Annotated in this window: 18 protein-coding genes, 1 pseudogene and 1 riboswitch; of the genes and pseudogenes, 7 read left to right on the forward strand and 12 right to left on the reverse strand. The window is 73.4% G+C overall.

Annotated features, from left to right (window positions below; genetic code table 11):
* Positions 1 to 1,356 (reverse strand): annotated as a pseudogene (gene rox, locus IEY93_RS24925) (rifampin monooxygenase); the annotation flags it as partial.
* Positions 1,357 to 1,668: 312 nt separating this feature from the next.
* Here rox and IEY93_RS24930 point away from each other — a divergent pair.
* A complete protein-coding gene (locus IEY93_RS24930) occupies positions 1,669 to 2,754 on the forward strand; it encodes a cobalt-precorrin-5B (C(1))-methyltransferase (RefSeq protein WP_189165545.1) in 1,086 nt (361 codons plus the stop codon).
* 33 nt (positions 2,755 to 2,787) lie between these two features.
* Here the strand turns inward: IEY93_RS24930 and IEY93_RS24935 are convergent, their stop codons facing one another.
* The 3 genes from IEY93_RS24935 to IEY93_RS24940 all read right to left on the reverse strand — a co-directional run bounded on the left by IEY93_RS24935 (position 2,788) and on the right by IEY93_RS24940 (position 6,563).
* Positions 2,788 to 3,828 (reverse strand): trypsin-like serine peptidase, encoded by a 1,041-nt coding sequence (locus tag IEY93_RS24935; protein ID WP_189165546.1) that lies wholly within the window; start codon positions 3,826 to 3,828, stop codon positions 2,788 to 2,790.
* A 313-nt stretch (positions 3,829 to 4,141) separates the two neighbouring features.
* Positions 4,142 to 4,351, reverse strand: a complete 210-nt coding sequence (locus IEY93_RS39810) for an aromatic-ring hydroxylase C-terminal domain-containing protein (RefSeq protein WP_373291502.1) — start codon at positions 4,349 to 4,351, stop codon at positions 4,142 to 4,144.
* Between the two features lie 181 nt (positions 4,352 to 4,532).
* The gene (locus IEY93_RS24940; RefSeq protein WP_189165547.1) at positions 4,533 to 6,563 is read right to left on the reverse strand and encodes a ferredoxin-like domain-containing protein; all 2,031 of its coding nucleotides are present in this window, start codon (positions 6,561 to 6,563) and stop codon (positions 4,533 to 4,535) included.
* 87 nt (positions 6,564 to 6,650) lie between these two features.
* Positions 6,651 to 6,775: riboswitch (cobalamin riboswitch) on the forward strand.
* 316 nt (positions 6,776 to 7,091) lie between these two features.
* Here IEY93_RS24940 and cobN point away from each other — a divergent pair.
* A complete protein-coding gene (gene cobN / locus IEY93_RS24945) occupies positions 7,092 to 11,003 on the forward strand; it encodes a cobaltochelatase subunit CobN (protein WP_372444443.1) in 3,912 nt (1,303 codons plus the stop codon).
* A 37-nt stretch (positions 11,004 to 11,040) separates the two neighbouring features.
* Positions 11,041 to 12,873, forward strand: a complete 1,833-nt coding sequence (locus IEY93_RS24950) for a glycoside hydrolase family 15 protein (protein ID WP_189165549.1) — start codon at positions 11,041 to 11,043, stop codon at positions 12,871 to 12,873.
* Between the two features lie 186 nt (positions 12,874 to 13,059).
* Here the strand turns inward: IEY93_RS24950 and IEY93_RS24955 are convergent, their stop codons facing one another.
* The 4 genes from IEY93_RS24955 to IEY93_RS24970 form a co-directional block, all read right to left on the reverse strand.
* Positions 13,060 to 14,067: a cation diffusion facilitator family transporter gene (locus tag IEY93_RS24955; RefSeq protein ID WP_189165550.1), complete on the reverse strand. Its 1,008-nt coding sequence runs from the start codon at positions 14,065 to 14,067 to the stop codon at positions 13,060 to 13,062.
* Complete coding sequence (locus tag IEY93_RS24960; protein WP_229691445.1) at positions 14,060 to 14,536, reverse strand: ArsR/SmtB family transcription factor; 477 nt, start codon at positions 14,534 to 14,536, stop codon at positions 14,060 to 14,062. The genes IEY93_RS24955 and IEY93_RS24960 overlap by 8 nt, the downstream gene beginning before the upstream one ends.
* An 86-nt stretch (positions 14,537 to 14,622) precedes the next feature.
* Positions 14,623 to 15,204: a carbonic anhydrase gene (locus IEY93_RS24965; RefSeq protein ID WP_189165551.1), complete on the reverse strand. Its 582-nt coding sequence runs from the start codon at positions 15,202 to 15,204 to the stop codon at positions 14,623 to 14,625.
* A gap of 99 nt (positions 15,205 to 15,303) precedes the next feature.
* Positions 15,304 to 15,693: a hypothetical protein gene (locus IEY93_RS24970; protein WP_189165552.1), complete on the reverse strand. Its 390-nt coding sequence runs from the start codon at positions 15,691 to 15,693 to the stop codon at positions 15,304 to 15,306.
* Positions 15,694 to 15,930: 237 nt separating this feature from the next.
* Between IEY93_RS24970 and IEY93_RS24975 the strand changes: the two genes are divergently transcribed.
* On the forward strand, positions 15,931 to 17,163 hold the full coding sequence (locus IEY93_RS24975; RefSeq protein WP_189165553.1) for an esterase-like activity of phytase family protein: 1,233 nt from the start codon (positions 15,931 to 15,933) through the stop codon (positions 17,161 to 17,163).
* Positions 17,164 to 17,210: 47 nt separating this feature from the next.
* On the opposite strand, the gene IEY93_RS24980 is transcribed toward IEY93_RS24975, so the two are convergent.
* Entirely contained in the window at positions 17,211 to 19,505 is a 2,295-nt protein-coding gene (locus tag IEY93_RS24980; RefSeq protein ID WP_189165554.1) for a sialidase family protein, read from the reverse strand.
* Between the two features lie 175 nt (positions 19,506 to 19,680).
* Positions 19,681 to 20,784, reverse strand: a complete 1,104-nt coding sequence (locus tag IEY93_RS24985; protein WP_203968138.1) for a lytic polysaccharide monooxygenase — start codon at positions 20,782 to 20,784, stop codon at positions 19,681 to 19,683.
* A gap of 474 nt (positions 20,785 to 21,258) precedes the next feature.
* Between IEY93_RS24985 and IEY93_RS24990 the strand changes: the two genes are divergently transcribed.
* The gene (locus tag IEY93_RS24990; protein ID WP_189165555.1) at positions 21,259 to 21,894 is read left to right on the forward strand and encodes a nucleoside/nucleotide kinase family protein; all 636 of its coding nucleotides are present in this window, start codon (positions 21,259 to 21,261) and stop codon (positions 21,892 to 21,894) included.
* A 229-nt stretch (positions 21,895 to 22,123) separates the two neighbouring features.
* Positions 22,124 to 23,971, forward strand: a complete 1,848-nt coding sequence (asnB, locus tag IEY93_RS24995; protein WP_189165556.1) for an asparagine synthase (glutamine-hydrolyzing) — start codon at positions 22,124 to 22,126, stop codon at positions 23,969 to 23,971.
* Positions 23,972 to 24,127: 156 nt separating this feature from the next.
* On the opposite strand, the gene IEY93_RS25000 is transcribed toward asnB, so the two are convergent.
* Complete coding sequence (locus tag IEY93_RS25000; protein WP_189165557.1) at positions 24,128 to 24,577, reverse strand: Fur family transcriptional regulator; 450 nt, start codon at positions 24,575 to 24,577, stop codon at positions 24,128 to 24,130.
* Positions 24,578 to 24,857: 280 nt separating this feature from the next.
* Here IEY93_RS25000 and IEY93_RS25005 point away from each other — a divergent pair, with 280 nt between their 5' ends.
* A complete protein-coding gene (locus tag IEY93_RS25005; RefSeq protein WP_189165558.1) occupies positions 24,858 to 25,343 on the forward strand; it encodes a hypothetical protein in 486 nt (161 codons plus the stop codon).
* Between the two features lie 27 nt (positions 25,344 to 25,370).
* On the opposite strand, the gene IEY93_RS25010 is transcribed toward IEY93_RS25005, so the two are convergent.
* Positions 25,371 to 25,964, reverse strand: a complete 594-nt coding sequence (locus tag IEY93_RS25010) for a DUF6461 domain-containing protein (protein ID WP_189165559.1) — start codon at positions 25,962 to 25,964, stop codon at positions 25,371 to 25,373.
* Positions 25,965 to 26,259: the final 295 nt, after the last annotated feature.

A 26,259-nucleotide genomic window follows, 5' to 3' on the forward strand; every position in this document is an offset into this window, starting at 1 on the left:
CCACGTGGCCGTCCGGCCGCAGCAGCACGGCGGGGACGTCCGGTTCCTCGCCGGCGTCGACGACGTGGCCGACCCGATCGGCCCACCCCGTGACCGAGAGCCGGCCGGTCCGGTCGAGCAGCAGCCCGCGTCCGTCGTGCATCCGCTCGTACAGGCGTCCCTGCTTCAGCCCCACGTCCCGCAGGCGCCGGCCGAGCAGCTCGTGGCCCTCGCCGAAGTCGTAGCGGACCGAGATCGCCGTGACCTTCTCGATCAGGTACCGGTTCACCTCCTCGAAGTCCATCAGTTCCGACAGCAGCCGGCGCACCGCCTGCGGCCCGGGTTCGGTGGACAGCAGTTCCATCTGGGCGCGGGTGTTGTCCAGCACGGCGGCCGCCACCGGGTGCCGTTCGGTGTGATAGCCGTCCAGCAGCCCCTCCGGCGCCCATCCGGCCACCTCGGCGGCCAGCTTCCAGCCGAGGTTGAACGCGTCCTGGATCCCGAGGTTGAGTCCCTGACCGCCGGTCGGCGGGTGGATGTGCGCCGCGTCGCCGGCCAGCAGCACCCGGCCGTCCCGGTAGCGCTCGGCCAGCCGGGTCGCGTCGCCGAAACGGGACAACCAGCGCGGCGAGTGCACGCCGAAGTCGGTGCCGGCGACCACCTGAAGCTGCCGCCTGAACTCCTCCAGGGTCGGCGGGACCGTACGGTCCTCGGCCACCCCCTCGGCGGGCACGACGACGCGGTACACCCCGTCTCCGAGAGGCCCGAGCCCGAACCGCAGCTGGGTCGTGCGGACCCGCGCGACGACGGCGGCGACCGTCGCCGGATCCTCGCTCACCTCCATCTCGCCCAGCAGTGTCTCGACCTTCGCCGGCTCGCCGGGAAAGCCGATGCCGAGGAGCTTGCGTACCGTGCTGCGCCCGCCGTCGCAGCCGACCAGGTAACGCGAGCGCAGTCGCGTGCCATTCGCCAGCTCGGCGGTCACCCCCTGGTCGTCCTGGCTCAGGCCGGCCAGTTCGCAGCCGCGCCGTATCTCGGCGCCGAGCTCGGCGCCCGCTCGGCCAGCAGGCGCTCGGTGAGGGTCTGCGGGATACCAAGGACGTAGGCGTGCGCGCTGTCCAGCCCCGTGGGCGAGGACTTGGTGATGCCGGCGAAGAAGCCGCCGACCTCGTGCCGCCGCCCGTGCGCGAGGAACCGCTCGAGCAGCCCCCGCTGGTCCATCACCTCGATGCTGCGCGCGTGCAGGCCGAGCGCGCGGACCTGCCTGGTCGGCTCCGCCTCCCGCTCCAGCACGAGCGTGCGCACGCCACGCAGCCGCAACTCGCCGGCCAGCATCAAGCCGGTCGGCCCGCCGCCGGCAATGATCACGTCGTACATGAACCGCCCATCCCCCTGAGTTCGCCTTCCGGCCGGCCGCCTCCGCCCTCCCGCGGCGGCGGACGTGCGCGAGCGCACACGTGCTTCGCGAGTCCCTGTCTTCGCGCAGGTTCCGGCCCCGGCGGGAGATTCTGCGGCACGACCGGGGTCTTGCCGCAAGCCCCCCTGTGCGCTATACGTTGAAAGTGGCGGGAAGTGGGTGTTCCCCCCGCCCTTCGTACGGCATCAGGAAACCTAGGCCGATGTAGGCCCTTGTCGTCTGGACGGGGCCTCGGCGACGATCCCGATCAGCGGGCGGGCATCCTTGGTGCCATGAGCACTGGGCTGCGGTACGGGTGGACGACCGGCGCGTGCGCGACGGCGGCGGCCACCGCCGCCTACACCGCGCTGCTCACCGGAGCCTTCCCCGACCCGGTGGAGATCGCCTTGCCCCGCGGGCGGCGCCCGGCGTTCGCGCTGGCCGTCGAGGCGCTCGGGGAGGACCCCCCAGGTGGGCCCTGGGCACGGGCCGGGGTCGTGAAGGACGCTGGGGACGACCCGGACATCACGCACGGCGCGCTGATCCGCGCGACCGTACGGCACGGCCTGCCGGGCACCGGTGTTACTTTCCGCGCCGGGCCGGGCGTCGGAACGGTCACCAAGCCGGGGCTGCCGCTCCCGGTCGGCGAGCCGGCCATCAACCCGGTGCCCCGGCAGATGATGCGCGACCACCTCGCGGAGGTCGCCGCCGCGTACGGCGGCAGCGGCGACGTCGTCCTGGAGATCTCGGTGGACGGCGGCGAGGAACTCGCGCGCCGCACCTGGAACCCCCGGCTCGGCATCCTGGGCGGCCTGTCCATCCTCGGCACCACCGGGGTCGTCGTCCCCTACTCGTGCTCGGCCTGGATCGACAGCATCCGCCGCGGCGTGGACGTCGCCCGCGCCGCCGGGCACCGCCACGTCGCCGCTTGCACCGGCAGCACCTCCGAGCGGGTCGCCACCGAGCTGTACGGCCTGCCGGAGGACGCGCTGCTCGACATGGGAGACTTCGCCGGCGCCGTCCTGAAGTACCTGCGCCGCCACCCCGTGCCCCGGCTGACCGTGGCCGGCGGTGTCGGCAAGCTGTCCAAACTCGCCGACGGCCACCTCGACCTGCACTCCGGCCGCTCCCAGGTGAACACCGAGTCGCTGGCCGCCATGGTGACGGCGTCCGGCGGCGAGGAGCTGGCGGCCCGCGTCCGCACCGCCAACAGCGCCCTGCACGCCCTCACGTTGTGCCAGGCGGCGGGCGTCCCCCTCGGCGACCTGATCGCGGCCCGCGCCCGCGCCACCGCTCTGGACGTCCTGCGCGGCGCCCCGGTCGAGGTCGACGTCATCGTCATCGACAGAGCCGGCACCCTTGTCGGCCGCGCCGCCTGAGCGTCGCTGAGGCGGCGCGGCCGGGACGGGGATTCAGGCGATGGAGCCGGTCCAGCGGTTGGCGGCGTCCAGGTAGACCGTGTACAACTCACCATCGAAGTACGGCGAGACGTTGGTGTCGTACAGATCGTCGCCATCGGTGTCGGAAACGCTGATCGTGATGCCGTTGAGATACCCGACACCGCTGTCGCCCGTGTAGTTGGTCAGCCACGAGGACCCGAGAGAGCCTTCACCAGTGAACGGGGAGTCCGTGCCGATGGGCCGATCCATGGGAGGGCCCGTGACCGTCATGGCGAACGTCGATCCGGTCGACCGTTCGAGGATCTCGCCCGTGTAGGGCCGGGTGCCGTCGGGGTTGGGGCCGGCGGGATAGCCGAAGACGTCGACCGTGGGTGCGAGAGGCTGGTTGTACCTGAGCCCCTGGCCGCCCACGTTGTCCACCAGCCTTCCGACGTTGGTCAGCACGTCCCCGGAAGGGGAGACGACACCGCCGTACACGTCGACGAAGGCGTAGTCGCGGTCGTGGTCCCGAATGTCGTCGAAGTCATAGTTCGTACTGGCCTGCTTCCCGACGTACAGGCCGAACGGGGTTGAGCCCTCGGAGTAACCGGGGACGAAGACCCACTTGGCGAGCGGGCCCATCGGAGCCTCGACGTCCAGCAGGCAGTGACCCGCCGTCGCGACGAGGTTCCGGTACTTCGACTGCATGGCGGTGCCGGTGCACCAGTGCGGCCGGAGGTCGCTGCCGATGAAGAACACCTTGCCGGAGGTCGTGGGCATCTGCCACTCCGGCGAGGCCGGCCCCTGCACGGGCGCGACAGAACCCGGGCGGCCGTCTGGAACGATGTCCGTGGCCAGGCGCTGCCCGCCGGTCGCGGTCTCGACGGCGTACGGGGTGGCGTTCTTCAGGTTGGCGGCTCCGTCGGCGAGCCAGAACATCGCGACCTGCTGCGCCTGCGGCACCGTGGCCGCCAGCGGGACGATCAGTACGCTCGCGGCCTGTGCCGGCTGGGCGACGATCGTGGAACCCAACAAACTCAAGCCGATGCCGAACGCGGTCAGCGCACGCCTCAAGATGGATCTCCCGTTCCGTCCGAGGGGCTTCTTCGCCCCGTCAGCGAGGGCCGGCCGATCGTGACGGCCGGCGGACGGCAAGATCATAAGCACGGCGGAGGCCGTGATTCCAGATGTTTTCGATCATATGTTTGATAAGTTGCCTGATGGACGGCCTGATCCCTGGCCGTGAAGGTCACGTCCTGTGCCAGGATGCAAGGCGCAGATACGACCCGGGCAGGCGGCCGGCCGTATTCCTGTCCGCTTCATCTGCGGACGGGGCATCCCGGGCGGCCCGGCACCACCGGGGTCGTCTCCTCCTCGTGCTCGCCTTTCAACCGAGGACGGGGGTGCCGAACCAGCGGGGGAGGTGGTCGAGCAGCTCCTGCTGGTCGTCGCCGGCCCAGGCCACGTGTCCGTCCGGCCGCAGCAGCACGGGCGGGGACGTCCGGTTTCTTTGAACTCGTTTCAGATGACGCCACGCATCGCGGAATTCATGTCTTCTGACGGCACCAGACTTCCGGCTGGTCACCGGCTGTGACACGCCGGCGCTTCCAGCTGTTCCCGGATGGCTCTCGAAGTCATCAACACTGTGCGCCCGTTGATCAACCTCTGGCTCTCGAACCAACCGGCATCCGGCTCTGGTTCACACCTTCACGGCCACGCGTCATCGGCAACCACCCGCCTTCGGTGAGCCGCAGTCCGCGGCGGGCCCGGTCAGGGCGCTACTGGTGATCCCCGGTGCGGGCCCGGACGATCGCGGTCGCCGTGGCCGGCAGGGTGGTGTGGTGCTCGGACGTGGTTGCGGACTCGACGCGGTAGCCGTCGCCGGTGGCGGTCACCAGTACGGCGGATCCGGCGGGCCGTCCGCAGCGGCGCTCGCATCCCGCCCAGTGCACCGGGAATGGCCGGTGCCCGGTGGCGAGCCGTCCTTGTGCGGCTCCAGTGGCATCTGCACTCCCGGTGGCCTCCCCGCCTGCGTGTGTTGCCTGCGGGACGGTGGGCGGTGCGGACACGGCGGGCGGTGGTACGCGGGGGAAGGCGGGTGGTTGGGCCGGTCCGGCGGCGGGGCGTGGGTGCAAGGTGGCCAGGATCGCGTCGGACCGGACGTCGGCGAGCGATTTGGCGCAGCCGGGTCGGCCGGTGCAGGCGGTGACGCCGGTCCACGGGGACGCCGGATCGGTCACCAGCCCGGCGGACATCAGGCGGGATGTCCATGCAGCCGCCCCGGTGCGCGCGATGCCGGGGATGATGAGGGTGCGCCACGGGGTCAGCCGGACCTCTCCGTTTCCGGCGTCCGCCGCGTCGGCCACCGCGTGCGCCTGGGCGGTGTCCAGCCTGCCCAGCGGGGCCAGGACGACCAGCGCGACCCGCTCATCAGCCATGGCGACGATCCCGGGCAGGCGTCCGGGCCACGTGTCCGTGCCCTCGGCCCTCCGTTCCGTTCCGAGGCCCGGGCCGGTGGCGGCCACCGGCGGCGTGTCGGGGCCGGTGGGTCCGCCCGGCGCGCCGGTCGTGAGCAGCGTGGTGACGCCGGCTGTGCCGGTGGTGAGGCGGGCGGTGATCCTGGCGGGGCCGTCGATGAGCTCGGCGATGCGCCATGCGCCGCTGCCCTGGGCGGTCCGCTCGGCCAGGAACGCCTCGGCGGCGGCGATCATCACGGGTACGGCGTCCGTCAGGCGGAGCCGCAGCCCGGTGTCCTCCCTGGCGAGCAGCAGCACGCATTCGGCCGTCCCCGGCCCGTGCTCGGAGTCCCGGACGCATCCGCCCGGACCGAGTTCGTTCCCGGTCGGGGCGTGCCGAGTCGCCGCGAGTTCGTTCTCGGCCTTCCATGTGTTCCCGGCGTGCCCGGTGTCCCCGGCGGTCGTGTGGCCGGTCTCCGGCCGCACGGCGGACATGCCGCCGCCACCTGGTTCCTCCGCAGTGGGACGGCTGTTCTCCAGGTCCGAGGCGGCCGGCCGGTCGTACTGCGGAAGCGCGGGGGAGGGCGGGGCCGGGAGGAGGGTGAGGTCGGCGCGGAGGGGGAGCAGGTCGCGGCGGCCGTCGTCGAGGGCGAACAGGAAGCGGCCCGGCAGCTCCGCGAGGGCGGGGCGGGCCAGCAGGGCGGCGTCCAGCGCGCGGACGAGAGGGACGACGTCGGCGACGCCGCGCCCGTCGAGGCCGGACAGCGGGCCGGCGAGGATGTTGCGCACCCGCTCGTGGGTGGCCGAGGGCAGCAGCCCGGCGGCGGCCATCCGGTCCGCGAACGTGCGCTCGCTCGCCTCGCCGAGCCCGCGCACCTGCACGTTCGCCCGTGAGGTCAGCTCGATCACGCCCGAACCCCACCTCGTGGCGGCGTCCGCGAGGACGCGCAGCCGGTCGGCGGTGAGCAGGCCGCCCGGCGTCCGGACGCGGGCGACCGCGCCGTCGGCCGCCGCGTGGGTCTGCAGGGCCCCGGGGCAGGCGTCCGGCTGTGACCGGGCAGGGGCATGGGGACGGGCGGGAAGGCGGGTGGTCTCGCGCGCGGATGTCCGGCGGGAGGAGCCGGCCAGGGGTGCCTGGGCGGAAAGGCCGGTGGCGTCGGGTCCGGAACGCCGGACGGGGGAAGAGCCGGAGAGGCGTGCCTGGGCTGGAAGGCCGGTGGGGTCGGGGGCAGGATGCCGGATGGGGGAGGAGCCGGCGGGGGGTGGCTGGGCGGGATGGCCGGCGGTGTCGGGGGCGGGATGCCGGTCGGTGACGTTGTCGGGGACGGGGGGTCCGGAGAAGTCGGCGGCCACGTCGAGGATGGTAACCCGGCTGATCGCAATAACGACATCTCGCAATAAGTCGGACGACGTGATCTGATGGACGGCGACGGCATGTGGAGGAAGCCGGTGTGAATCCGGCGCGGTCCCGCCACTGTCACCGGGGAGCGAACCCCACCGACGGCCACGGCCCGGCAACGGGCGGGAAGGCCGGGGTGATGCGTCGATCCGGGAGCCAGGAGACTCCAGGCCGTTTCCGGACCGACGACCCGGGGCGCGGACCCCGAGTGAGGATGCGCCATGCGCGATCTCCCTGTTCTCCTGCTGTCCACCTCCGACACCGACCTGCTCAGCGCCCGCGCGAGCGGCCTGCCGTACCGGCTGGGCAACCCGGCCCGGCTCGGCCCGGACGACCTTCCCGAGCTGCTGGACGGCGCCGGGCTCGCCGTCGTCCGGCTGCTCGGCGGCAGGCGCGTCTGGGAGGAGGGCCTGGACGCGCTGGTCGCCGCGCCCGTCCCGGTGGTGGTGCTGGGCGGTGAGCAGGCTCCCGACGCCGAGCTGATGGAGCTGTCCACCGTGCCGAAGGGGGTGTGCGCGCAGGCGCACGCCTACCTCGCCCACGGCGGCCCGGACAACCTGGCGGAGCTGCACCGCTTCCTGTCCGACACCGTCCTGCTCACCGGCCACGGCTTCGCCCCGCCCGCGCCCACCCCGAGCTGGGGCCTCCTCGACCGCCCCGCCGGGCGGAACCGGGGCGAAAGGCATGCCCACGTGGAGTCGCCTGTCCCAGGAACGGATCGCCGGCGCGCCTCGGACGGCCCAGGAGGCGGCTCCGGCGCATCGCCCGAGGATGGAGACATCGGGCCCGCGGCGAGCGCCGCCGCTACCTCGGCGGATGGACCCACAGCGGGTGGCGCCTGGTCACAGGATGCGGTGCCGTTGGACGGCGCCTCGCCCGGGAACGGAGGCGCCGGGCCCGCGACGGGTGTCCCTACCCGGGCGGATGTACCGGGTGGGGCCTCTTCCGGAAACGATGCGCCGTCGGACGGTGCCCCGGCCGAGGGCGGCTCCCCGGCGGGCGGGGACGGGCGGCCGGTGGTGGGGGTGTTGTACTACCGGGCGCACCACGTCGCCGGCAACACCGGCTTCGTCCACGCGCTGTGCGACGCGATCGAGGACGCCGGCGGCCGCCCGCTCCCGGTCTACTGCGCCTCGCTCCGTACCGCCGAACCCGGCCTGCTCGACGCCCTCGGCCAGGTGGACGCGCTGGTCGTCACCGTGCTGGCCGCCGGCGGCACCCGGCCCGCCACCGCCTCGGCGGGCGGGGACGACGAGGCATGGGACGTCGGCGCACTGGCCCGCCTCGACGTACCGATCCTGCAGGGGCTCTGCCTGACCGGGAGCAGGGACGCGTGGGAGGCCGGCGACGACGGACTGTCGCCGCTGGACGCCGCCTCCCAGGTCGCGATCCCGGAGTTCGACGGCCGCCTCATCACCGTGCCCTTCTCGTTCAAGGAGATCGACGCCGACGGCCTGCCGGTCTACGTGGCCGATCCGGAGCGGGCCGCGCGCGTCGCCGGCATCGCCGTACGGCACGCGGCCCTCCGGCACGTCCCGCCCGCCGCGCGGCGCGTGGTGGTGATGCTGTCGGCCTACCCCACCAAGCACGCCCGGGTCGGCAACGCCGTCGGCCTGGACACGCCCGCGAGCGTGGTCCGCCTGCTCGCCGCCATGCGGGACGCCGGGTACGACATCGGCGCGGAGGGCGAGATCCCCGGCGTGACCGGCCTGGACGGCGACGCGCTGATCCACGCCCTGATCGCCGCGGGCGGCCAGGACCAGGACTGGCTCACCGAGGAACAGCTCACCGGCAACCCGGTACGGATCTCGGCCGCCCGCTACCGCGCCTGGTACCTGACCCTCCCGGCCGACCTCCGCGACCAGGTCGAACGGCATTGGGGGCCGCCGCCCGGCGAGCTGTTCGTCGACCGTTCCCGCGACATGGACGGCGAGATCGTGCTGGCCGCGCTGCGCGCCGGGAACGTCGTGGTGATGGTGCAGCCGCCGCGCGGCTTCGGCGAGAACCCGATCGCGATCTACCACGACCCCGACCTGCCGCCGAGCCACCACTACCTGGCGGCCTACCGCTGGCTTTCCGACGGGTTCGGCGCGCACGCCGTCGTCCACGTCGGCAAGCACGGCAACCTGGAGTGGCTGCCCGGCAAGTCGACCGGCCTGTCGGCGTCCTGCGGGCCGGACGCCGCGCTCGGCGACCTGCCGCTGATCTACCCGTTCCTGATCAACGACCCGGGGGAGGGCACGCAGGCCAAGCGCCGCGCGCACGCCACCCTGGTCGGGCATCTGGTGCCGCCCATGGCGCGGGCCGACACCTACGGCGACATGGCCCGCCTGGAGCAGCTCCTGGACGAGCACGCCTCGATCGCCGCCATGGACCCGGCCAAGCTGCCCGCGATCCGCGCCCAGATCTGGACGCTGATCAGGGCGGCCCGGCTCGACCACGACCTCGGCATCGCCGACCGGCCGCACGACGCCGAGTTCGACGACTTCCTGCTGCACGTGGACGGCTGGCTGTGCGAGGTCAAGGACGTGCAGATCCGCGACGGCCTGCACGTCCTCGGCGAGGCCCCGGTGGGCCCGGCCCGGGTCGCCCTGGTGCTGGCCATGCTGCGGGCCCGGCAGATCTGGGCGGGCGACACCGCCCTGCCCGGCCTGCGCGAGGCGCTCGGCCTCACCGAGGACGGCACCGCGGGTCTCGCGGGGACCGACGAGGTGGAGGCGCTGGCCGAGGCGCTGGTCGCGGGCATGGAGGCCCGCGACTGGGACCCCCGGGCCACCGAGCAGGTCTGCGCCACCGCCCTGACGGCCCCCGCGAAGCCGACCCCCACTGAGCCGGTGGACGCCGACCCGGTTCGTGGCGAGTTCCCGCGAGCCGAGCCGGTGCGGGGAGCGCCGGTGGCCGGCGCGTCGGATGCTCCGGGGTACCGGGCCTCCGTCGCCGAGGCCCGTGCGGGCTCGCCGTCGCGGGCCGTCGATCCGGCGCAGGTGGCGGCGATTCTGCGGTTCGCGGCGACCGAGATCGTGCCGCGGCTGGCCGGGACCGAGGGTGAGATCGACGCCGTGCTGCACGCGCTGGAGGGCGGGTACGTCCCGGCCGGGCCGAGCGGGTCGCCGCTGCGCGGGCTGGTGAACGTGCTCCCGACCGGCCGCAACTTCTACTCCGTGGACCCCAGGGCGGTGCCGAGCCGCCTGGCCTGGGAGACCGGCCAGGCGATGGCCGACTCGCTGCTCGCCCGCTACCGCGCCGACACCGGCGAGTGGCCGCGCTCGGTCGGCCTGTCGGTGTGGGGGACCAGCGCGATGCGCACCGCCGGGGACGACGTGGCCGAGGTGCTCGCGCTGCTCGGCGTGCGCCCGGTGTGGGACGAGGCGTCCCGCCGGGTCACCGGCCTGGCGCCGATCCCGCCCGCCGAGCTGGGCCGGCCCCGGGTGGATGTCACCGTCCGGATCAGCGGCTTCTTCCGCGACGCCTTCCCGCACGCCGTGGCGATGCTGGACGACGCCGTACGCCTGGTCGCCGGGCTCGGCGCCGAGCCGGAGGAGGTCAACTACGTCCGGGCGCACGCCCAGGCCGACCTGGCCGTCCACGGGGACGAGCGGCGGGCCACCACCCGGATCTTCGGCTCGCGTCCCGGCGCGTACGGCGCGGGGCTGCTGCCGCTGATCGACAGCCGCAACTGGCGCGACGACGCCGACCTGGCCGAGGTGTACGCGGTGTGGGGCGGCTACGCGTACGGCCGGGACATGGACGGCAGGCCGGCCCGCGGCGACATGGAGGCCGCCTACCGGCGGATCGCCGTCGCGGCCAAGAACATCGACACCCGCGAGCACGACATCGCCGACTCCGACGACTATTTCCAGTACCACGGCGGCATGATCGCGACCGTCCGGGCGCTCACCGGCCGCGCGCCCGCCGCCTACATCGGCGACGGCACCCGGCCGGACGCCGTGCGCACCCGCAGCCTGGCCGAGGAGACCGCGCGGATCTTCCGCGCCCGGGTGGTGAACCCGCGCTGGGTCGCGGCGATGCGCCGCCACGGCTACAAGGGCGCGTTCGAGCTGGCGGCCACGGTGGACTACCTGTTCGGGTACGACGCCACGACCGGCGTGGTGGCCGACTGGATGTACGACACGCTGGCCGCGACGTACGTGCTGGACGAGGGGAACCGGCGCTTTCTGTCCGAGTCCAACCCCTGGGCGCTGCACGGCATGGCCGAGCGCCTGCTGGAGGCGGCCGGCCGGGGGATGTGGGGCAGCCCGGACCCCGATGTCCTGCGCGACCTGCAGGAGGTGTATCTCAAGGTGGAGGGCGATATCGAGGCCGGCACGGAGTCCGGGCCGCAGGGCGGCGCTCGGGGCGGGCCCGATCGGGGTATGGGGCACAGCAGGGGATGACGCTGCCCGGCGTCGGGGGAGAGGGCGGTGTGCGGGCATGACCAGGACACCCATCGCGGGGTATGCGCTGCTGTCCGACCGGCACTCGGCCGCGCTGGTCGGCAGGGAGGGCTCGGTCGACTGGCTGTGCCTGCCGCGGTTCGACAGCCCGTCGGTGTTCGCGCGGATCCTCGGGGAGAACGCCGGCTCGTGGTCGATCCGCCCGGCCGGGCCGTGCCGGGTCTCGCGGCGGTACCTGCCGCAGACCATGGTGCTGGAGACGACCTTCCAGACCCCGGCCGGCACGCTGGTGCTCACCGACGCGCTGCTGGTGGGCGAGGAGCCGGACGTCCACCGGCTCGGCGCGGACGCCCCGCACGTGCTGGCCCGCCGCGCGGTCTGCAACGCGGGCTCGGTGGAGATCGAGGTCCGCTACGCGCCCCGGCCGGAGTACGGGCTGGTGGTCCCGCTGCTGGCCGCCGTGCCGGGCGGGCTGCGCGCCCGCGGCGGCCCCGACCAGCTCGCCCTGTCCTCGCCGGTCCCGCTGGAGGTGCGCGCCGAGGAGGCCGTGGCCAGGGCGCAGGTCGGCGCGGGCGCCGACCTGCGGTTCGCCATGCACTGGAGCCCCGCGGGCGCGCCGGCGCCGGAGCTGTGGGACGAGGAGCGCGTCGCCGCGGGCATCGACACCACGATCGCCCGCTGGCAGGCCTGGTCGCGTGACCACCAGGCCTACACCGGCCCGTACCGCGACCTCGTCGGCCACTCCGGGCGGGTGCTGTACGCGCTGTCGTACCAGCCGACCGGGGCGATCGTGGCGGCGCCGACCACCTCGCTGCCCGAGACCGTCGGCGGCGAGCGCAACTGGGACTACCGGTACTCCTGGGTGCGGGACGCCAGCTACACGATGAACGCGCTGTGGGTGGCGGCCTGCCCCGACGAGGCCGACCAGTTCCTGCACTGCATGACCACCGCCGCCGCGACGTACGAACCCGAGCGCGCGCTGCAGATCGTGTTCGGCATCGGCTGCGAGCACGACCTCAGTGAACGGGAGCTGTCGCACCTGAGCGGATGGCGCGGCAGCCGCCCGGTGCGGGTCGGCAACGACGCCTGGCACCAGCCGCAGGTGGACGTGTACGGGGAGCTGATGGACGCCGTGCACTGCGTGTCCAGCCAGCTCGGGGAGTTCGACCCGCCGGTCCGCGCGTTCCTGACCGCGCTCGCCGATGCCGCCGTCGCCCAGTGGCGCGAGCCGGACCACGGCATCTGGGAGATCCGCGGCGAGCGACGGCACTACCTGCACTCCAAGGTGATGTGCTGGGTGGCGGTGGACCGCGCCGTCACGCTGGCCTGGCGCCTCGGCGCCGAGCGGCGGGTCGAGGGGTGGCGGGCGGCGGCGGACGAGATGCGCGACACGATCCTGCGCGAGGGCTGGAGCGAGGAGGCGGGCGCCTTCACCCAGGCGTTCGGCTCGGCCGATCTGGACGCCTCGGTGCTGGTGATGCCGGTCATGGGGCTGCTGCCCGCCGACGATCCGCGGATGCTCGCCACCATCGACGCCATCGCCGCGCGGCTGGTGGACGAGCGCGGCCTGGTCTACCGCTACCTGGCCGACGACGGGCTGCCGGGGCAGGAGGGGGCGTTCCTGCTGTGCACGTTCTGGCTGTCGCAGGCGCTGGCGCTGGCCGGGCGGACGGCCGAGGCGCGGGAGGTCTTCGAGCGGGCCGGGGCGTTCATGAACGACGTCGGGCTGATGGCGGAGGAGGTCTGCCCGCGCACCGGCGAGCTGCTCGGCAACTTCCCGCAGGCGTTCAGCCACATCGGGCTGATCAACGCCGCCTGGGCGGTGTCCCAGATGGAGCACGGCGGCCGTTTCCAGCCCGCCTGCCGGTAGGTCGCCGGCGACCTGACGCCGGAGACGCTCGTGGCCTGGGTACGGTCGGCTCGCGGCGCAGGTGGCGGCGGGACTCGCGAAGATTCCTCGAGCGCGGCGCGTACGCGCCGAGATCAGCGGCATGACGCGCCGGGAGACGGCATGGGGCCCGTCGGCCGCCGCGTCGGGCGGCCGGGACGGAGACGGTCAGGGGGTGGGTGGGGCGCCGCGGTGGACGGGGCCGTGGGGGTCGGCGCAGTGCGCCTCCACGCGGCCGATGGTGAGCAGCTCGGGGGTCGCGTGGTCCACCTGCAGCGTGGTGTGCCCGATGTGGTAGTCCTCGCGCACCAGCCGTTCGGCGGCGAGCCGCACCGCGTGGCAGTCGGCGCCGGGCTCCACCAGGATATGCGCCGACAGCGCGGCGTACCCGGAGGTCACCTCCCAGATGTGCAGGTCGTGTACCTCGACGACGTGCTCCAGGGCGGCGGTCCTCCTGCCGATCTCCGCGGGGTTCATGCCGGCCGGCGCGGCCTCCATGAAGACCCGGCCTGAGTCGCGCACCAGCCCCCAGCCGGCCTTGAGCATCAGGGCGGCCACCACGAGCGCGGCGAGCGCGTCGGCGCGGCCCCAGCCGGTCAGCCAGACCACCAGGCCCGCCACGGTGGTGGCGATGAACGCGTACAGGTCGTTGAGGATGTGCTGGAAGGCGCCCTCGACGTTCAGGCTCGTCCGGTTGGCCCGGCTGAGCAGCCAGGTCGCGGCGAGGTTGACCGCGATGCCGGCGAGGCCGGTGGCGACCACGTAGGCGCCCTCGACCTCGGGCGGGGTGACCAGCCGCCGTACGCCCTCGATGATGAAGTACAAGCTCAGCAGCAACAGCGTGATGCCGTTGATCTGGGCGGAGATGATCTCGGCGCGCTTGAGCCCGTAGGTGAAGCCGCCCTGGGGCGGGCGCTGGGCGATGCGCATGGCGACCAGCGCGAAGACGATGGCGATGGCGTCGGTCAGCATGTGGCCGGCGTCGGAGATCAGCGCCAGCGACCGCGCGATGACGCCGATGACGACCTCGACGGCCATGAAGCCCACGATCAGCGCGAGCGCTCCGGTCAGCATCCGCCGGTCGGTCTCGGCCCCCACCCCGCCGCCGTGCCCGTGGCCATGCCCGTGCCCGACCTCGCGGTCGTGCCCGCGTTCCCGGGTGGTGTGCTCAGCCATCGCCGCCCTCCTCCTCGCCGGGCTCCGCGGGCTTCGCGGGCTCGGCCGTCTTCGGAAGCTCTGCCGGGTCGGCGAGCCCGGTGGGCTCGGTGTGCCGGGCATGAGTGATCGCCAGGTCTAACAGCATGCGCACGTGCGAGTCGGCGAGCTGGTAGTAGGCCATGCGGCCCGACCGGCGCACCTTCACCACCCGGCGCATGCGCAGCAGCCGCAGCGCGTGGGAGGCGCCGGACATGCTCTGGCCGGTGGCCGCGGCCAGGTCGCACACGCACATCTCGCCGCCCTCCAGCAGGGCGGCCATCATCCGCAGCCGGCCCGGGTCGGCGAGCAGCCCGAACACCTGGGCGAGATCCTGCACGGTGTCGTCCGAGGGCAGGGTCTCCCGTACGGCGGCGACTCGTTCGGCGTCGACCATCGGCACCGAGCAGCCATGCGGGTCCATCACGGCGACATTTGAACGATCATTCATATGTCGAAGTGTAGGAAACGGCCGGGCCCGCTGTCGACCCCCCGGCCGGTCCCGCGGACGGGACCGGCCGAAGAGCCCGGCGGATGTCACAGGGGGGTGAACCCGCCGGTCTCGGGACGGTAGTGGGACACGACGCCGGTCTCGACCTCGTAGAACCAGCCGTGCAGCCGCAGGCGGCCGCTCGCCAGGCGGCGGGCCATCCGCGGGTAGCGGCGCAGCTTGTCGAGCTGGGCGACCAGGTGGGCGCGGGCGGCCTCCTCGTCGGTCAGCGCGGGGGCCTCGCGCCACCGATGGGTCTGCAGCAGCCACCACCGGGTGGTGGGCGCCGAGCGCAGCGTCGAGGAGCGCACCCGGCCCTGTACGGCGCCGCAGCGGGTGTGCCCGCAGATGATGACGTCCTGCACGCCGAGGATGTTCACGGCGTACTCGATCGTGGCGGCCTCGGCGGTGAGCCGGCCGAGGCGGTAGGGCGGGATGACGTTGCCCGCCGTGCGCAGCTCGACCAGCTCGCCGGGGCGGGCGCCGGTGATCAGGGAGGGGATGACGTGCGCGTCCGAGCAGGTGACGAACATCGCCTGCGGCGCCACCGCGTCCTGCGGGGTGGCCGCCTGTTCTCGGCCGCCGACCTTCTGGTGGAACGTCCGGGCATGGTCGATCAACGATTGCATGGGAGTGGACTCCTTGGTGCTGATGACGGGCAGGGAGCATCGGCCGGACGCGCGGGGCGCGCCCGGTACCCGCGTGCGGGAGCGGGAGACCGAGGCCGATCAGCAGCGGAAGACGGGCAGCCGCGGCCTGGCCGGCCGCGTCCGTCGCAGGGCGGAGACTCCCGCGGCGGGAGCCGCCGCCCGAAACGCCGCCTCGGTGGCGGGTTTCGTGCGCTGCGACGGATGCCCGCCGTGCCGGGACGGCGGGAGGTGGGGCTTGGCCCAGCCGGACGCGCAGGGGTCCTCCCACGGCTTGGGACAGCCGTCGTGATCGGAGGAGTCGGCCGGCGCCGGGCCCGGTGCGGCTTCGGCGAGCGTCTCGGCGGCCGGAGCGGCGGTGACGCCGGACGGGCCGTCGTGGGACCGGAGGGTGAGGACGAGCACGAAGAGGGCCGCCGTGGCGAACAGCAGCCGGAGGGCCGCCCGCACCGCCGATCGTCGCTCCGTCAAAGCACCGCCCCGCTACCTGTAGCATGCACGTGATTACCGATGGTAGTCGAGGTCTCGTGTCTCGTACATGGGGAGTTTGGCAAAAGTGCTGGTCATGCTATGCGGATGGGAGATCGGCGCCGCTGGGCCCCGCCCCGCCGGGGGTTCGCGGCCGCGGCGGCACCGATCACGGGACGGGCACCGGCGAGTCATGTCGTGTTGTGCCGTGCTTCATCGGGCATCCCTAACGTGACGGCCATGAGAAAAACCATGATCGGGTTGGGCGCCCTCGCACTGGCGCTGAGCCTGTCCGCTCCCGCCCTCGCCGACGGCCACGACGGCGGCCCCGCCGCCCAGGGGCACGGCGGGCACGGCGGGTTCGGCCGCGCCACGCTCACCGGCTTCGCCTCCCTCCCCGCGCAGACCTTCGTGCCGGGCAGTGAGCCGTCGGGCGCCGCTCTCGGCACGTCCCCGGTCAACGGCATCACCCCGCCCTTCTCCGGCCAGCCGGTCCAGGGCTTCAGCGGCGTCGTCCGCCGCCGCGACGGCAGCTTCGAGGTCCTGTCCGACAACGGCTACGGCAACAAGGCCAACAGCGCCGACTTCCTGCTGCGCATCCAGCGCATCAAGCCCGACTTCCGCACCGGCACCGTCCAGGCCATCGGCGGGATCGACCTGAGCGACCCCGACGGCCGCGTCTCCTGGCCGCTGACCCGCGCCGACCGCAGGCTCACCGGCTCCGACTTCGACGTGGAGTCGATCGTCCGCCGGCCCGACGGCACCTACTGGATCGGCGACGAGTTCGGCCCGTGGCTGCTGCACTTCTCCGCCACCGGCACCCTGCTGGAGAAGCCCATCGCGCTGCCCGGCGTCAAGGCCCCGGAGAACCCCTTCCTGAACGGCGGCACGCCGAACATCGGCAGCAGCAAGGGCTTCGAGGGCATGGCCGCCTCGGTCGACGGCCGTTACCTGTACCCGCTGCTGGAGGGCACCGTCGCCGGTGACCCGGCCGGCACCCTGCGGATCAACGAGTTCGACCTGCGCACCCGCTCCTACACCGGCCGCCGCTGGGCCTACCGCCTGGAGTCGCCGGACCACGCCATCGGCGACATGATCGCCGTGGACCGCGACCGGCTGCTCATCATCGAGCGCGACGGCGGGCAGGGCGACACCGCGAAGGTCAAGCGGCTCTACCTGGCCGACCTGCGCGACCGCGACAAGGACGGCGCCGTGGACAAGACCCTGGTGGCCGACCTGCTCGACCTGGCCGACCCGCGCCGCATCGGCGGCTTCGGCACCACGTTCACCTTCCCGTTCCAGACGATCGAGGACGTGGTGATCCTGGACGACTCGACGCTCGGCGTGCTGAACGACAACAACTTCCCGTTCTCCAGCGGCCGCACCGCCGGCAAGCCGGACGACAACGAGTTCATCACCATCCGCCTGTCGCGCCCGCTGGACGCCGACCCCCGCGCTTACCGGCGCTACTGACCGCAAGGCCCCTGGGCCCGCCGCACCCCGCGGCGGGCCCAGCCGGCTCAGGCGGGCGGGGTGGCGGTGAGGCGGGTCCATTCGACCCGGGCCGCGGCGGCGTTGCCGCCCGCCGTGCCGTTCACCCAGTGCGTCACCTGCGGGCTCTCCCGGCTGTCCTGCACCACCCAGGTGGCCCCGGTGTCCGCGCCGTCGCGCCGCAGCCGCGCCACCCCGGCGCTGTCCACGGTCACCTTCCAGGTCGCCGGGCCCGCGGCGGTCGGCGACGAATAGATCTTCTCCCACTCCGTCGCGCCCTTGCGGATCGTCCAGACGCCGCTCTTCTGCACGGTGAGCATCAGCCGGCGCTGGCCGTTGGCGACCTTGGCGCCCAGGCTGACCCCTTCGCCGGTCCGCGGGTCCAGCGCGCTGTCGTCGGTCACCTGCCCGCGGAACTCCAGGGTGAAGTCGCACCCCTGCCGGACGTCCAGGCCCAGGGACGCGCTGGAGGCCCGGCGGGAGGCGCTGCGCAGCAGCAGGGCGCCGCCGGTGACCTCCGCCCGGCCGCCCGCCCCGTTCAGCGTCCAGTCGCCGAAGGCGTCCCAGCTCGTCCCGGCGATGTCGTCGACCACCTCGAGCCGGTCCACCAGTGCCTGCGCCGGGGCGGCGGCGGTGCCCGAGACCCACAGCGCCACCTGCGGCGTCTCCCGGGAGGCGGCGACCGTCCACCGGGCGCCGGTCTCCCTGCCGTCCACCGACAGCACGGCCGCGCCGCGCGCGTCCACCGCCACCTGCCAGGTGTGGGCGGCGGCCGTGTCGATGGGCTCGGCGTGCACCCGGCTCCACCCGGCGACGTCGCGGACGAAGGAGTAGAGCCCGTCCGGCTGGAGGGCCAGCATGAGCCGGACCGACCCGGTGGCGACCTTCAGCGCGAGGCCCGCGCCCACGCCGGTACGCGGGTCGATCAGGGAGTGGGAGACCACCCGCGCCGTGAGGGTCGCGACGAACCCGGCCGGCGGGCCGTACGGCTGGGTGACCCCGCGGAAGGCGGTGCCGCCGGAGGAGGCGTCGGCCAGGCGCAGCCGCCCGGTGCCGTCCGGCTCGGCGGTGCGGGCGCCCGCGGTCACCGTCCAGCCCGACAGGTCGCCCCAGTCGCCGCCGACTCCGGTGAACGACCGGGAGAGGTCCAGTTCGGCTACCTTGATCGCCTTCTGGTTGTGCTCCCACACCACGAAGAACCGGCCCGGAGCGTACTCGTCGGCGCTCGCGTACACGTCCCAGCCGCGGGCCGCGCCCTCGGTCAGCCGGGTGCCGTCGGCGAACAACCGGCCCGGCCCCCACGGGGCGCCCGGCCGCTTGACCTTGTAGTACAGCACCTCGCGGTACTGGTCGGGCTTGCCGGCGGACGAGCCGGTGAACGGGCCGGCCAGCGTGTTGTAGACGGTGAGGTAGCGGCCCGTGGAGTCCTTGGTGAACAACCCCTTGACGTAGTAGTTCGGCAGGGCCGGGTCCAGGGTCATCCGCGACCAGGTCAGGCCGCCGTCGGTGCTGGTCGCGGTGGCCGCGTAGGAGGGGTTGGCCCGGTAGAAGGCGTCCCTGGCCGCGGCCGAGGTCCCCGTGGTGAGGTTCAGGGTGCGGGTCACCATGAGCAGGGTGCCCGGGTCGTCCTGCGAAACCACGAGCTGCGGCTCCTCGACCGACACGCCGGGCGGGTTGGCGGCGAGCGCGCCGGGCGCCCAGGTGACCAGGTCGGCGGAGCGCAGCACGCCCGCCCGGGTGGTGCCCCCGGCCGCCTGCCAGTAGGGAAGCAGCCAGACGTCCCCGTGCTTGAGCGGTCTGCCGGCCAGGACCACGCCGCGGGAGTTGGCCGGCACCCCCACCTTGATCGGGAAGTCGGTCCAGGTGCGGCCGGCGTCGGTGCTGCGCTTGGCGATCATGGCGACCGGGAAGGCCGCCACCTCGCCCGCGCTGTTGCGGTTGGCCGCGACGTTGATCCGGCCGAGGAACGCCAGCAGCGTGCCACCGTCGTTCAGGAAGATCACATAGTGGTAGCGGTGCGTGCGGGTGGCCGCGGCCAGCGTGCCGGTCGTCCAGGTGGCGCCCCCGTCGGCCGAGGTCGCGTACATGATCGTGCCCTGGTCGGTCGGGGAGGGGTCGCGGTCGTCGCCCACCCCCGCCCGCCAGCCGATCACCAGCCGGCGGGCGTCGAGCGCGACGATGTCCGGCACCCGGTTGCCCTCGTGCGCGAGCTCGCCGCGGGAGTCCAGCGCGACGGCGTCGTACACGGTGACCGGGGTGCCGACCGCCGCGCCGACGACGTCGGCGTCCGGCCAGCCACGGGCGCGGTCCGGGGAGGCGTTCATGCAGGGAAGCGAACATCAGCGTTCCGGCCCGCGCCAGCCGGTCAGCCGTCCCTTCACCGGGTGTTCACCCGCCGCACGCGAAGGGCGGCGCCGCGCCGCCGGCCATCGGCCGGAGCGCGACGCCGCCCGGGGCAGTCGCTCGTTACCCTCGATCCGCCTCAGTGAGGCGGCACGGTCACGGGCTGGAGCAGGTCAGCGACGGGCTGCCGGGGCTGCCCTGCGCCACGTAACCGAAGGTGGTGGAGGCGCCGCTTCCCAGCGAGCCGTTGTGCGCCGCGTTCTTCACCGCGATCTGCGAACCGCTCACCGTGTAGGAGCCGTTCCACAGACTGTTGACCGTGGTGCCGCTGGGCAGCGTCCAGCGGACCGTCCAGCCGCTGATCGCGCTGGAGCCGGAGTTGCGGACGGTCACCTCGCCCTGGTAGCCGTTGCCCCAGTTGCCGAGGGTCGCGAAGGTCGCCGTGCAGCCACCCGGGTTGTTCGGGGTCGGAGAGGTGTCCGGGGTCGGCGTCGCCGTCGGCGTCACCGTCGGGGTGGGCGTCGGCGTCGGGCTGGGGCCGCCGGTGCCGTCGCCGACGCCGGTCACCTCGCCGTTGCCGCCGTCGAAGACGACGTCAGAGCAGTTGTAGAAGGTCTCCTGGCTGTCGGAGCGCTGCCACACCGAGTAGATGATGTGGCGGCCGGTCTTGTTCGACGGCAGGGTGGCGTTCCAGTAGTAGTAGCCGCTCTCGGTGCCGACGGAGCCGACGCTCGCCGGGTCCTGGGCGGTGTAGAACGGCGTGCTCTCCAGGTCGCTCCAGGCCAGCGGACGGTTCGGGCTCCAGCTGTCCTTGGTGATGTAGGTACGGAACGATCCGGGGTGCGCGGCCCACTTGTTGTACCGGAACTGGATGTTCCGCCCGGCGGTCAGGTGGGTCACCGGCCAGTCGGTGCGGGCCAGGTCGTAGCCGCTGAAGTCGTAGACGACCGCGCCGCCACTGCACAGCTTGCCGTCCGGGATGAAGCCCGATGTGCGGCCTCCGCCGTCCGAGCGCAGCACGGCGAACCAGTTGTAGATCGAGTTGGTGCCACTCTGGGCGATCGCCGCGGCACAGGCCGGGTTGCGCGGGTTGGGGGCGCCGTTCGGTCCGATGGCGTCCTTCCAGCACAGGTACGTGCGGCTGCCGGGCATCATCATCGCGCCGTGCGCCGACGCCTGGCCGGGCAGCAGCGCGACGAACAGCAGCGTCGCGATCGCGGCGGCGGCGCCGGCGATCGAGATCTTACGTCGCTTTCTCAATGGAACACCTTTCGAGGGGTTACGACGTAGGTCCCCGGTGCAGCCGGGACGTCCATCGCGGCAATGCGTCCGGCATGCTCGAGCAGGGTCCGGACGCCATGCACGTCAAGGAGTCACCGAGGACCTGGTGAAGTAACCGGTCGTCGCCGTGGGGCGAACAGCCGTCGACTGCCGACCAGCATGCGAGAGCGCTTCCGCGAAAAAAACTCTAGGTCGCCGGGGGCGGCCCCGGAAAAGGGCCGGTGGCGCCGGGCTGTACGTTCGCAAAGCTCGCGGATGCCGCCGCAGGTGGGAGCCCTGATCATTTGCGCGGTCCGCTGCAATTGAATGAAACGCCATGAAAATTTCGCGAACGGGACTAATTCCCGCACCCGCTGAGCGCTGCCGCGGCCCCGTCCCGGCCGGCGCGGCGCATCTGTCCGCGAGCCGGCCGTTGGAGGCGTGCCACCCGCGCGCATCGGAGAGGATGGGGGAGTGGACGCACGACCGATCTCCCCCTCGGCCCTGGTGGAAGAGCTCGCCGACCGCATCGCCGGCGCGCCGAGATCATCGTGGGTGCGGGTCGCGCTGGACGGCGCCCCCGCGGCGCGGCCGGGGGAGCTGGCCGACGCGCTGGTGGGCCCACTGCGCCTGCACGGACGTGAGGTGCTGCGGGTCCCGGCCGCCGGCTTCCTGCGCCCGGCCTCGCTCCGCTACGAGTACGGCCGCACCGATCCCGACGCCTTCTACGACGGCTGGCTGGACTACGGCGGCCTGACCCGCGAGGTGCTCAACCCGCTGGAGCCCGGTGGCACGGGCAAGGTGCTGCCCACCCTGTGGGACCCGGTCACCGACCGCGCGACCCGCGCGGGGTACGTCACCCTGCCGCCGGGCGCGGTGCTGCTCATGGACGGCGGGCTGCTGCTCGGCCGGTGGCTGCCGTTCGACATCACCGTGCACCTGTGGCTGTCGCCGGCCGCGCTGGCCCGCCGTACCGCCGAGGAGTCGCGGTGGACGCTGCCCGCCTACGACCGCTACGAGGAGGAGGTCGCTCCCCGCGAGACCGCCGACGTGGTCGTCCGGGTGGACGACCCGCGCCACCCGGCGATCATCACCGCTCCCCGCCCCTGATCCCCGGCCGGTCCCGCCGATCAGGGTCGGCACGGTCACGTGAGCCGTCGCGGCCGTCCACGCCGATGGCGAGGCCGGGTCAGCGCCGAGGGGGACGCGGCACACCCCCCATATTGGGGCATATGTCTCAGTGAGTGTCCGTTGACCTGGGAGAACGCGCCGTTCCCCTGCCGGGGGCAGGCGGGCGGTGTCGTCCGGTTCTGCTCTGGTGATACGTGGGGGCCGCGAGATGTGTGGAATCTGTGGATGGGTGGACTTCGAGGGTGACCTGCGGGAGTCCGGCGACACGCTCAAGGACATGACCGAGACGATGGCCTGCCGGGGCCCCGACGACGCGGGGATGTGGATCTCCGAGCACGGCGCCGTCGGGCACCGCCGCCTGTCGATCATCGACCTGGAGGGCGGCCGCCAGCCCATGGTCGCCGAACAGGACGGGAAGGTCCTCGCGGTCCTCACCTACAGCGGAGAGGTCTACAACTTCCGCGAGCTGCGCGCCGAACTGGCCGGCCGCGGCCACGAGTTCCGCACCCGCAGCGACACCGAGGTCGTCCTGCGCGCCTACCTGGAATGGGGCGACGGCCTCGCCGAGCACCTCAACGGCATGTTCGCCTTCGGCGTCTGGGACGCCCGCCGCGAGGAGCTCGTCCTGGTACGCGACCGGCTCGGCATCAAACCGCTCTACTACTACCCGACGCCGGGCGGAGTCCTGTTCGGCTCGGAGCCCAAGGCGATCCTCGCCAACCCCGCGGTCGAGCGGGTGGTCGACGCCGAAGGCATGCGCGAGCTGCTGGTCTTCGTCAAGACCCCCGAATGCGGCGTCTTCCGCGGCATGCACGAGGTGCGCCCCGGTGGCATCGTCCGGATCGGCCGCGACGGCCTCACCAAGCGGCGCTACTGGCGGCTGCCGTCCCACGAGCACCCCGACGACCTGCCCACCACGGTACGGACCGTCCGCGGGCTGCTGGACGACATCGTCGAACGCCAGCTCATCTCCGACGTGCCCCTGTGCACCCTGCTGTCCGGCGGGCTGGACTCCAGCGCCGTCACCGCGCTCGCCGGCCAGGCGCTGCGCCGCCACGACCAGGGCAGGCTCCGCTCGTTCGCCGTCGACTTCACCGGCTACGCCGAGAACTTCAGCCCGGACGCCATGCGCGACACCCCGGACGCGCCGTTCGTCCACGACCTGGTGCGGCACCTGGAGCACCTCGGCGTCGAGCACAGCGACATCGTCCTGGACTCCGCCGACCTGATGGACCCCGGCGTCCGCGCGGCCGTGCTGCGGGCCCGCGACCTGCCGACCGGCGTCGGCGACATGGACACCTCCCTCTACCTGCTGTTCCGCGCGGTGCGGGCGCACTCCACCGTCGCGCTGTCCGGCGAGTCGGCCGACGAGGTGTTCGGCGGGTACCGCTGGTTCCACGACCCCGCCACCGTGGACGCCGGCACCTTCCCGTGGCTGGCCTCCGGCACCCGCCTGTCCGCGCTCGACCAGGTGCTCGACCAGGACCTGCTGCGCGAGCTGGACGTCCCGGGCTACACCGCCCGGCGCTACGGCGAGGCCCTCGCCGAGGTGCCCCGCCTGCCGGGGGAGAGCGCGAAGGAGGCGCGCATGCGGGAGGTCTGCTACCTGCACCTCACCCGGTTCGTGCAGATGCTGCTGGACCGCAAGGACCGCATGAGCATGGCCGTCGGCCTGGAGGTGCGGGTGCCCTTCTGCGACCACCGCCTGGTGGAGTACGTGTTCAACACGCCGTGGTCGATGAAGACCTTCGACGGGCGGGAGAAGAGCCTGCTGCGCGCCGCCGCGGCCGACGTCCTGCCCGAGTCGGTGCTGGCCCGCAAGAAGAGCCCTTACCCGTCCACCCAGGATCCCGCCTACGAGAAGGCGCTGAAGGACGAGGCCGCCCGGCTGCTCGACAGCGGCCGCCTGCCGTCCGTCGCCGACGCGGCGAAGGTGCGCGCCATGATCGACGAGCCGGCGTCCGCGGTCAGCCGTCACGACCTGCGCGCCAACCTGGAGGGCCTGCTGCAGTTCACCGCCTGGCTGGACCGCTACCGCGTCACCGTGGCGGTCTGACCCGCCGCCAGGCGAAGCCGTTCCCCGCGCGGGCCAGGACCCATCCCCGGATGCAACGCCGGCAGGGTGGCCCTATGACATGAGGGGCGTGCGGCCGCGCCTCCAAGGCACGCTCAGGCCGTGTGTGCCGGGTGACGGCGCCATCTCGCCCTCGTGTCAGTGGCGTGCGGCGGCGCAGCCGGGGCAGACGCCGAAGATCTCCACGGTGTGGTCCACCTCGACGAACCCGGCCTCCGCCGCGACCCGCTCGGCCCACCGCTCGACGTCCCGGCCCTCCACCTCGACGCTGCGCCCGCACACCCGGCAGGTCACGTGGTGGTGGTGGCTCCCGGTGGCGCAGCGCCGGTAGAGCGTCTCGCCGTTCTCGTCGCGGATCGCGTCGACCGCCTCGTCCTCGCTGAGCACCTGCAGGTGGCGGTAGACGGTGGTCAGCCCCACCCGCTCGCCGCGGCGGCGCAACTCGGCGTGGATCTGCTGGGCGCTCTGGAAGCCCGGCAGCGTGCCGAGCACCGCCATCAGAGCCTCGGCCTGGCGCGTGCCCCGTACGCGGGTGCCCCGCGAGAGGGGCGGGCCGGTCGGTGACGGCTGGGTAGATCGCGACGTCATGTTCGTGAACCTCCCCGTACCGGCTCCCGGCGGCCCGGCGTCCACGGCCGCGCGCGGTCACGGAGAACACTAGCAACCAGAACGCCCACAGCCCCGCCCGCGCCGCTACCGGAGGCTTCGGGATCGAGGGGGCGGTGGTGCCCGTACGAGCCGGGGTGCCGGACGTCCCGGGCGAGATGGCGGCGTCGCGGCGCATAATTGGCTGGCCGATCGTCCGCCCGGATCGGTGCGGGCCCGCCTCGGCGCGGCCGCAGCCGACTGAGCACTGCCGAAGGAGCCGATGAGCGTGTCCTGGCGCCACCTGCCCAAGCCCGCGCGGGCCGTCGCCGAGGCGAGCGAGGACGCCGTGGCCGCCGCCCGCGCCCGCGACCTGCCCGAGTTCGAACGGGCCGCCGGGCTGCTCGCCGCACAGGACGCCGAGCACGTCGCCCTGGTGCTCGGCACCGTGACCCGGATGCTGCTGGAGGACCTCTACCCGGGCGGGCTCACCGCCGACGACGTGCGGGCGCTGGTGGGGCGCTGCGCGCGGGCGGCGGCCGGGTGGTTCCCCGGGGTGGACGCCGACACCCTGGTGATGCTGGTGGCCGGCGCTCTCGGCGTGCACCAGCCCGAGCCGGACGCCTTCCCGATCGACGGGCAGGCGGTCGCCCGGCACGCCGCGCTGCTCGTCGCCGACCTGCTGGAGGCCTCCGGTCACGCGCTCCGCGACCTCCTGGGGGCCGCCCTCGCCGACATCGCCCTCGTCCAGTCGGCCGACACCCCCTGACGGAGACCACCCGCTGGAGACCGCGGATCAGTACAGGTGGGACACCGAGCCGGCCAGGGTGAGGGCGTGCAGGTGGTCGCGGGTCACCCGGACGCCGGTGGCGCGCTCGGCCAGGGCCAGGGCCGTGATGATCGGATCGTCGCCCTCGTCGTCGTCCAGGGCGGCCTCGGCCTCGTCCTCCTTGGTCGGCATGCCGAGGGCCAGCATCTGCGGCAGCAGGCGGTCGGGATCGTCGCCCCAGCGCTCGTCGGAGCCGTCGGGCTCGAAACAGGTGACCGCGCGGCCGTCGGCCGCGAAGACGAACTGCTGGTCGCGGTTGACATTGACGAACACCGCCGCCGTCACCGTGCCCGCCGACAACCGCCGGACGACCTCGGTCAGTGTGCCGGCGAAGCCGTTGACCTCCAGCAGCGTGCACCCGCCGATCGCCGGGCCGGCGGTGATGGTCTCCGGCGTCGCCAGGTCGGCCGCCGTCACCGGCCGCGGGGTGACGCCGAGACGGCGTAACGCCTCTTCGGGGTCGAGATCGCGGACGAAGGTCAGGCAGAAGCCCAGCGAACCGAAGCTCTCGCCGAACTCCTCGTCGAACCAGGCATAGTCGGCCGCGGTCGCATCGCTCATCGGTGGGGGTTCCCTTCGCGTCGCGCTTCCCAGACGCATGATCGTGCCAGTCGCGACCGACAGTGTTGTTTTGCCTCGCTCCGCTCGGCGGCTCGTGGCGCCTTTGAGGCGGCGCTCCTCGTCGTCGTACGGGCTCGTTCCTCACCCTCCCTCCTCCTCCGAGCACCGCCGCGCCACGAGCGGTGTTGTTTTGCCTCGCTGCGCTCGGCGGCTCGTGCCGCCTTTGAGGCGGCGCTCCTCGTCGTCGTACGGGCTCGTTCCTCACCCTCCCTCCTCCTCCGAGCACCGCCGCGCC

The organism is Sphaerisporangium melleum (assembly GCF_014646695.1).
GTDB classification, from domain to species: domain Bacteria; phylum Actinomycetota; class Actinomycetes; order Streptosporangiales; family Streptosporangiaceae; genus Sphaerisporangium; species Sphaerisporangium melleum.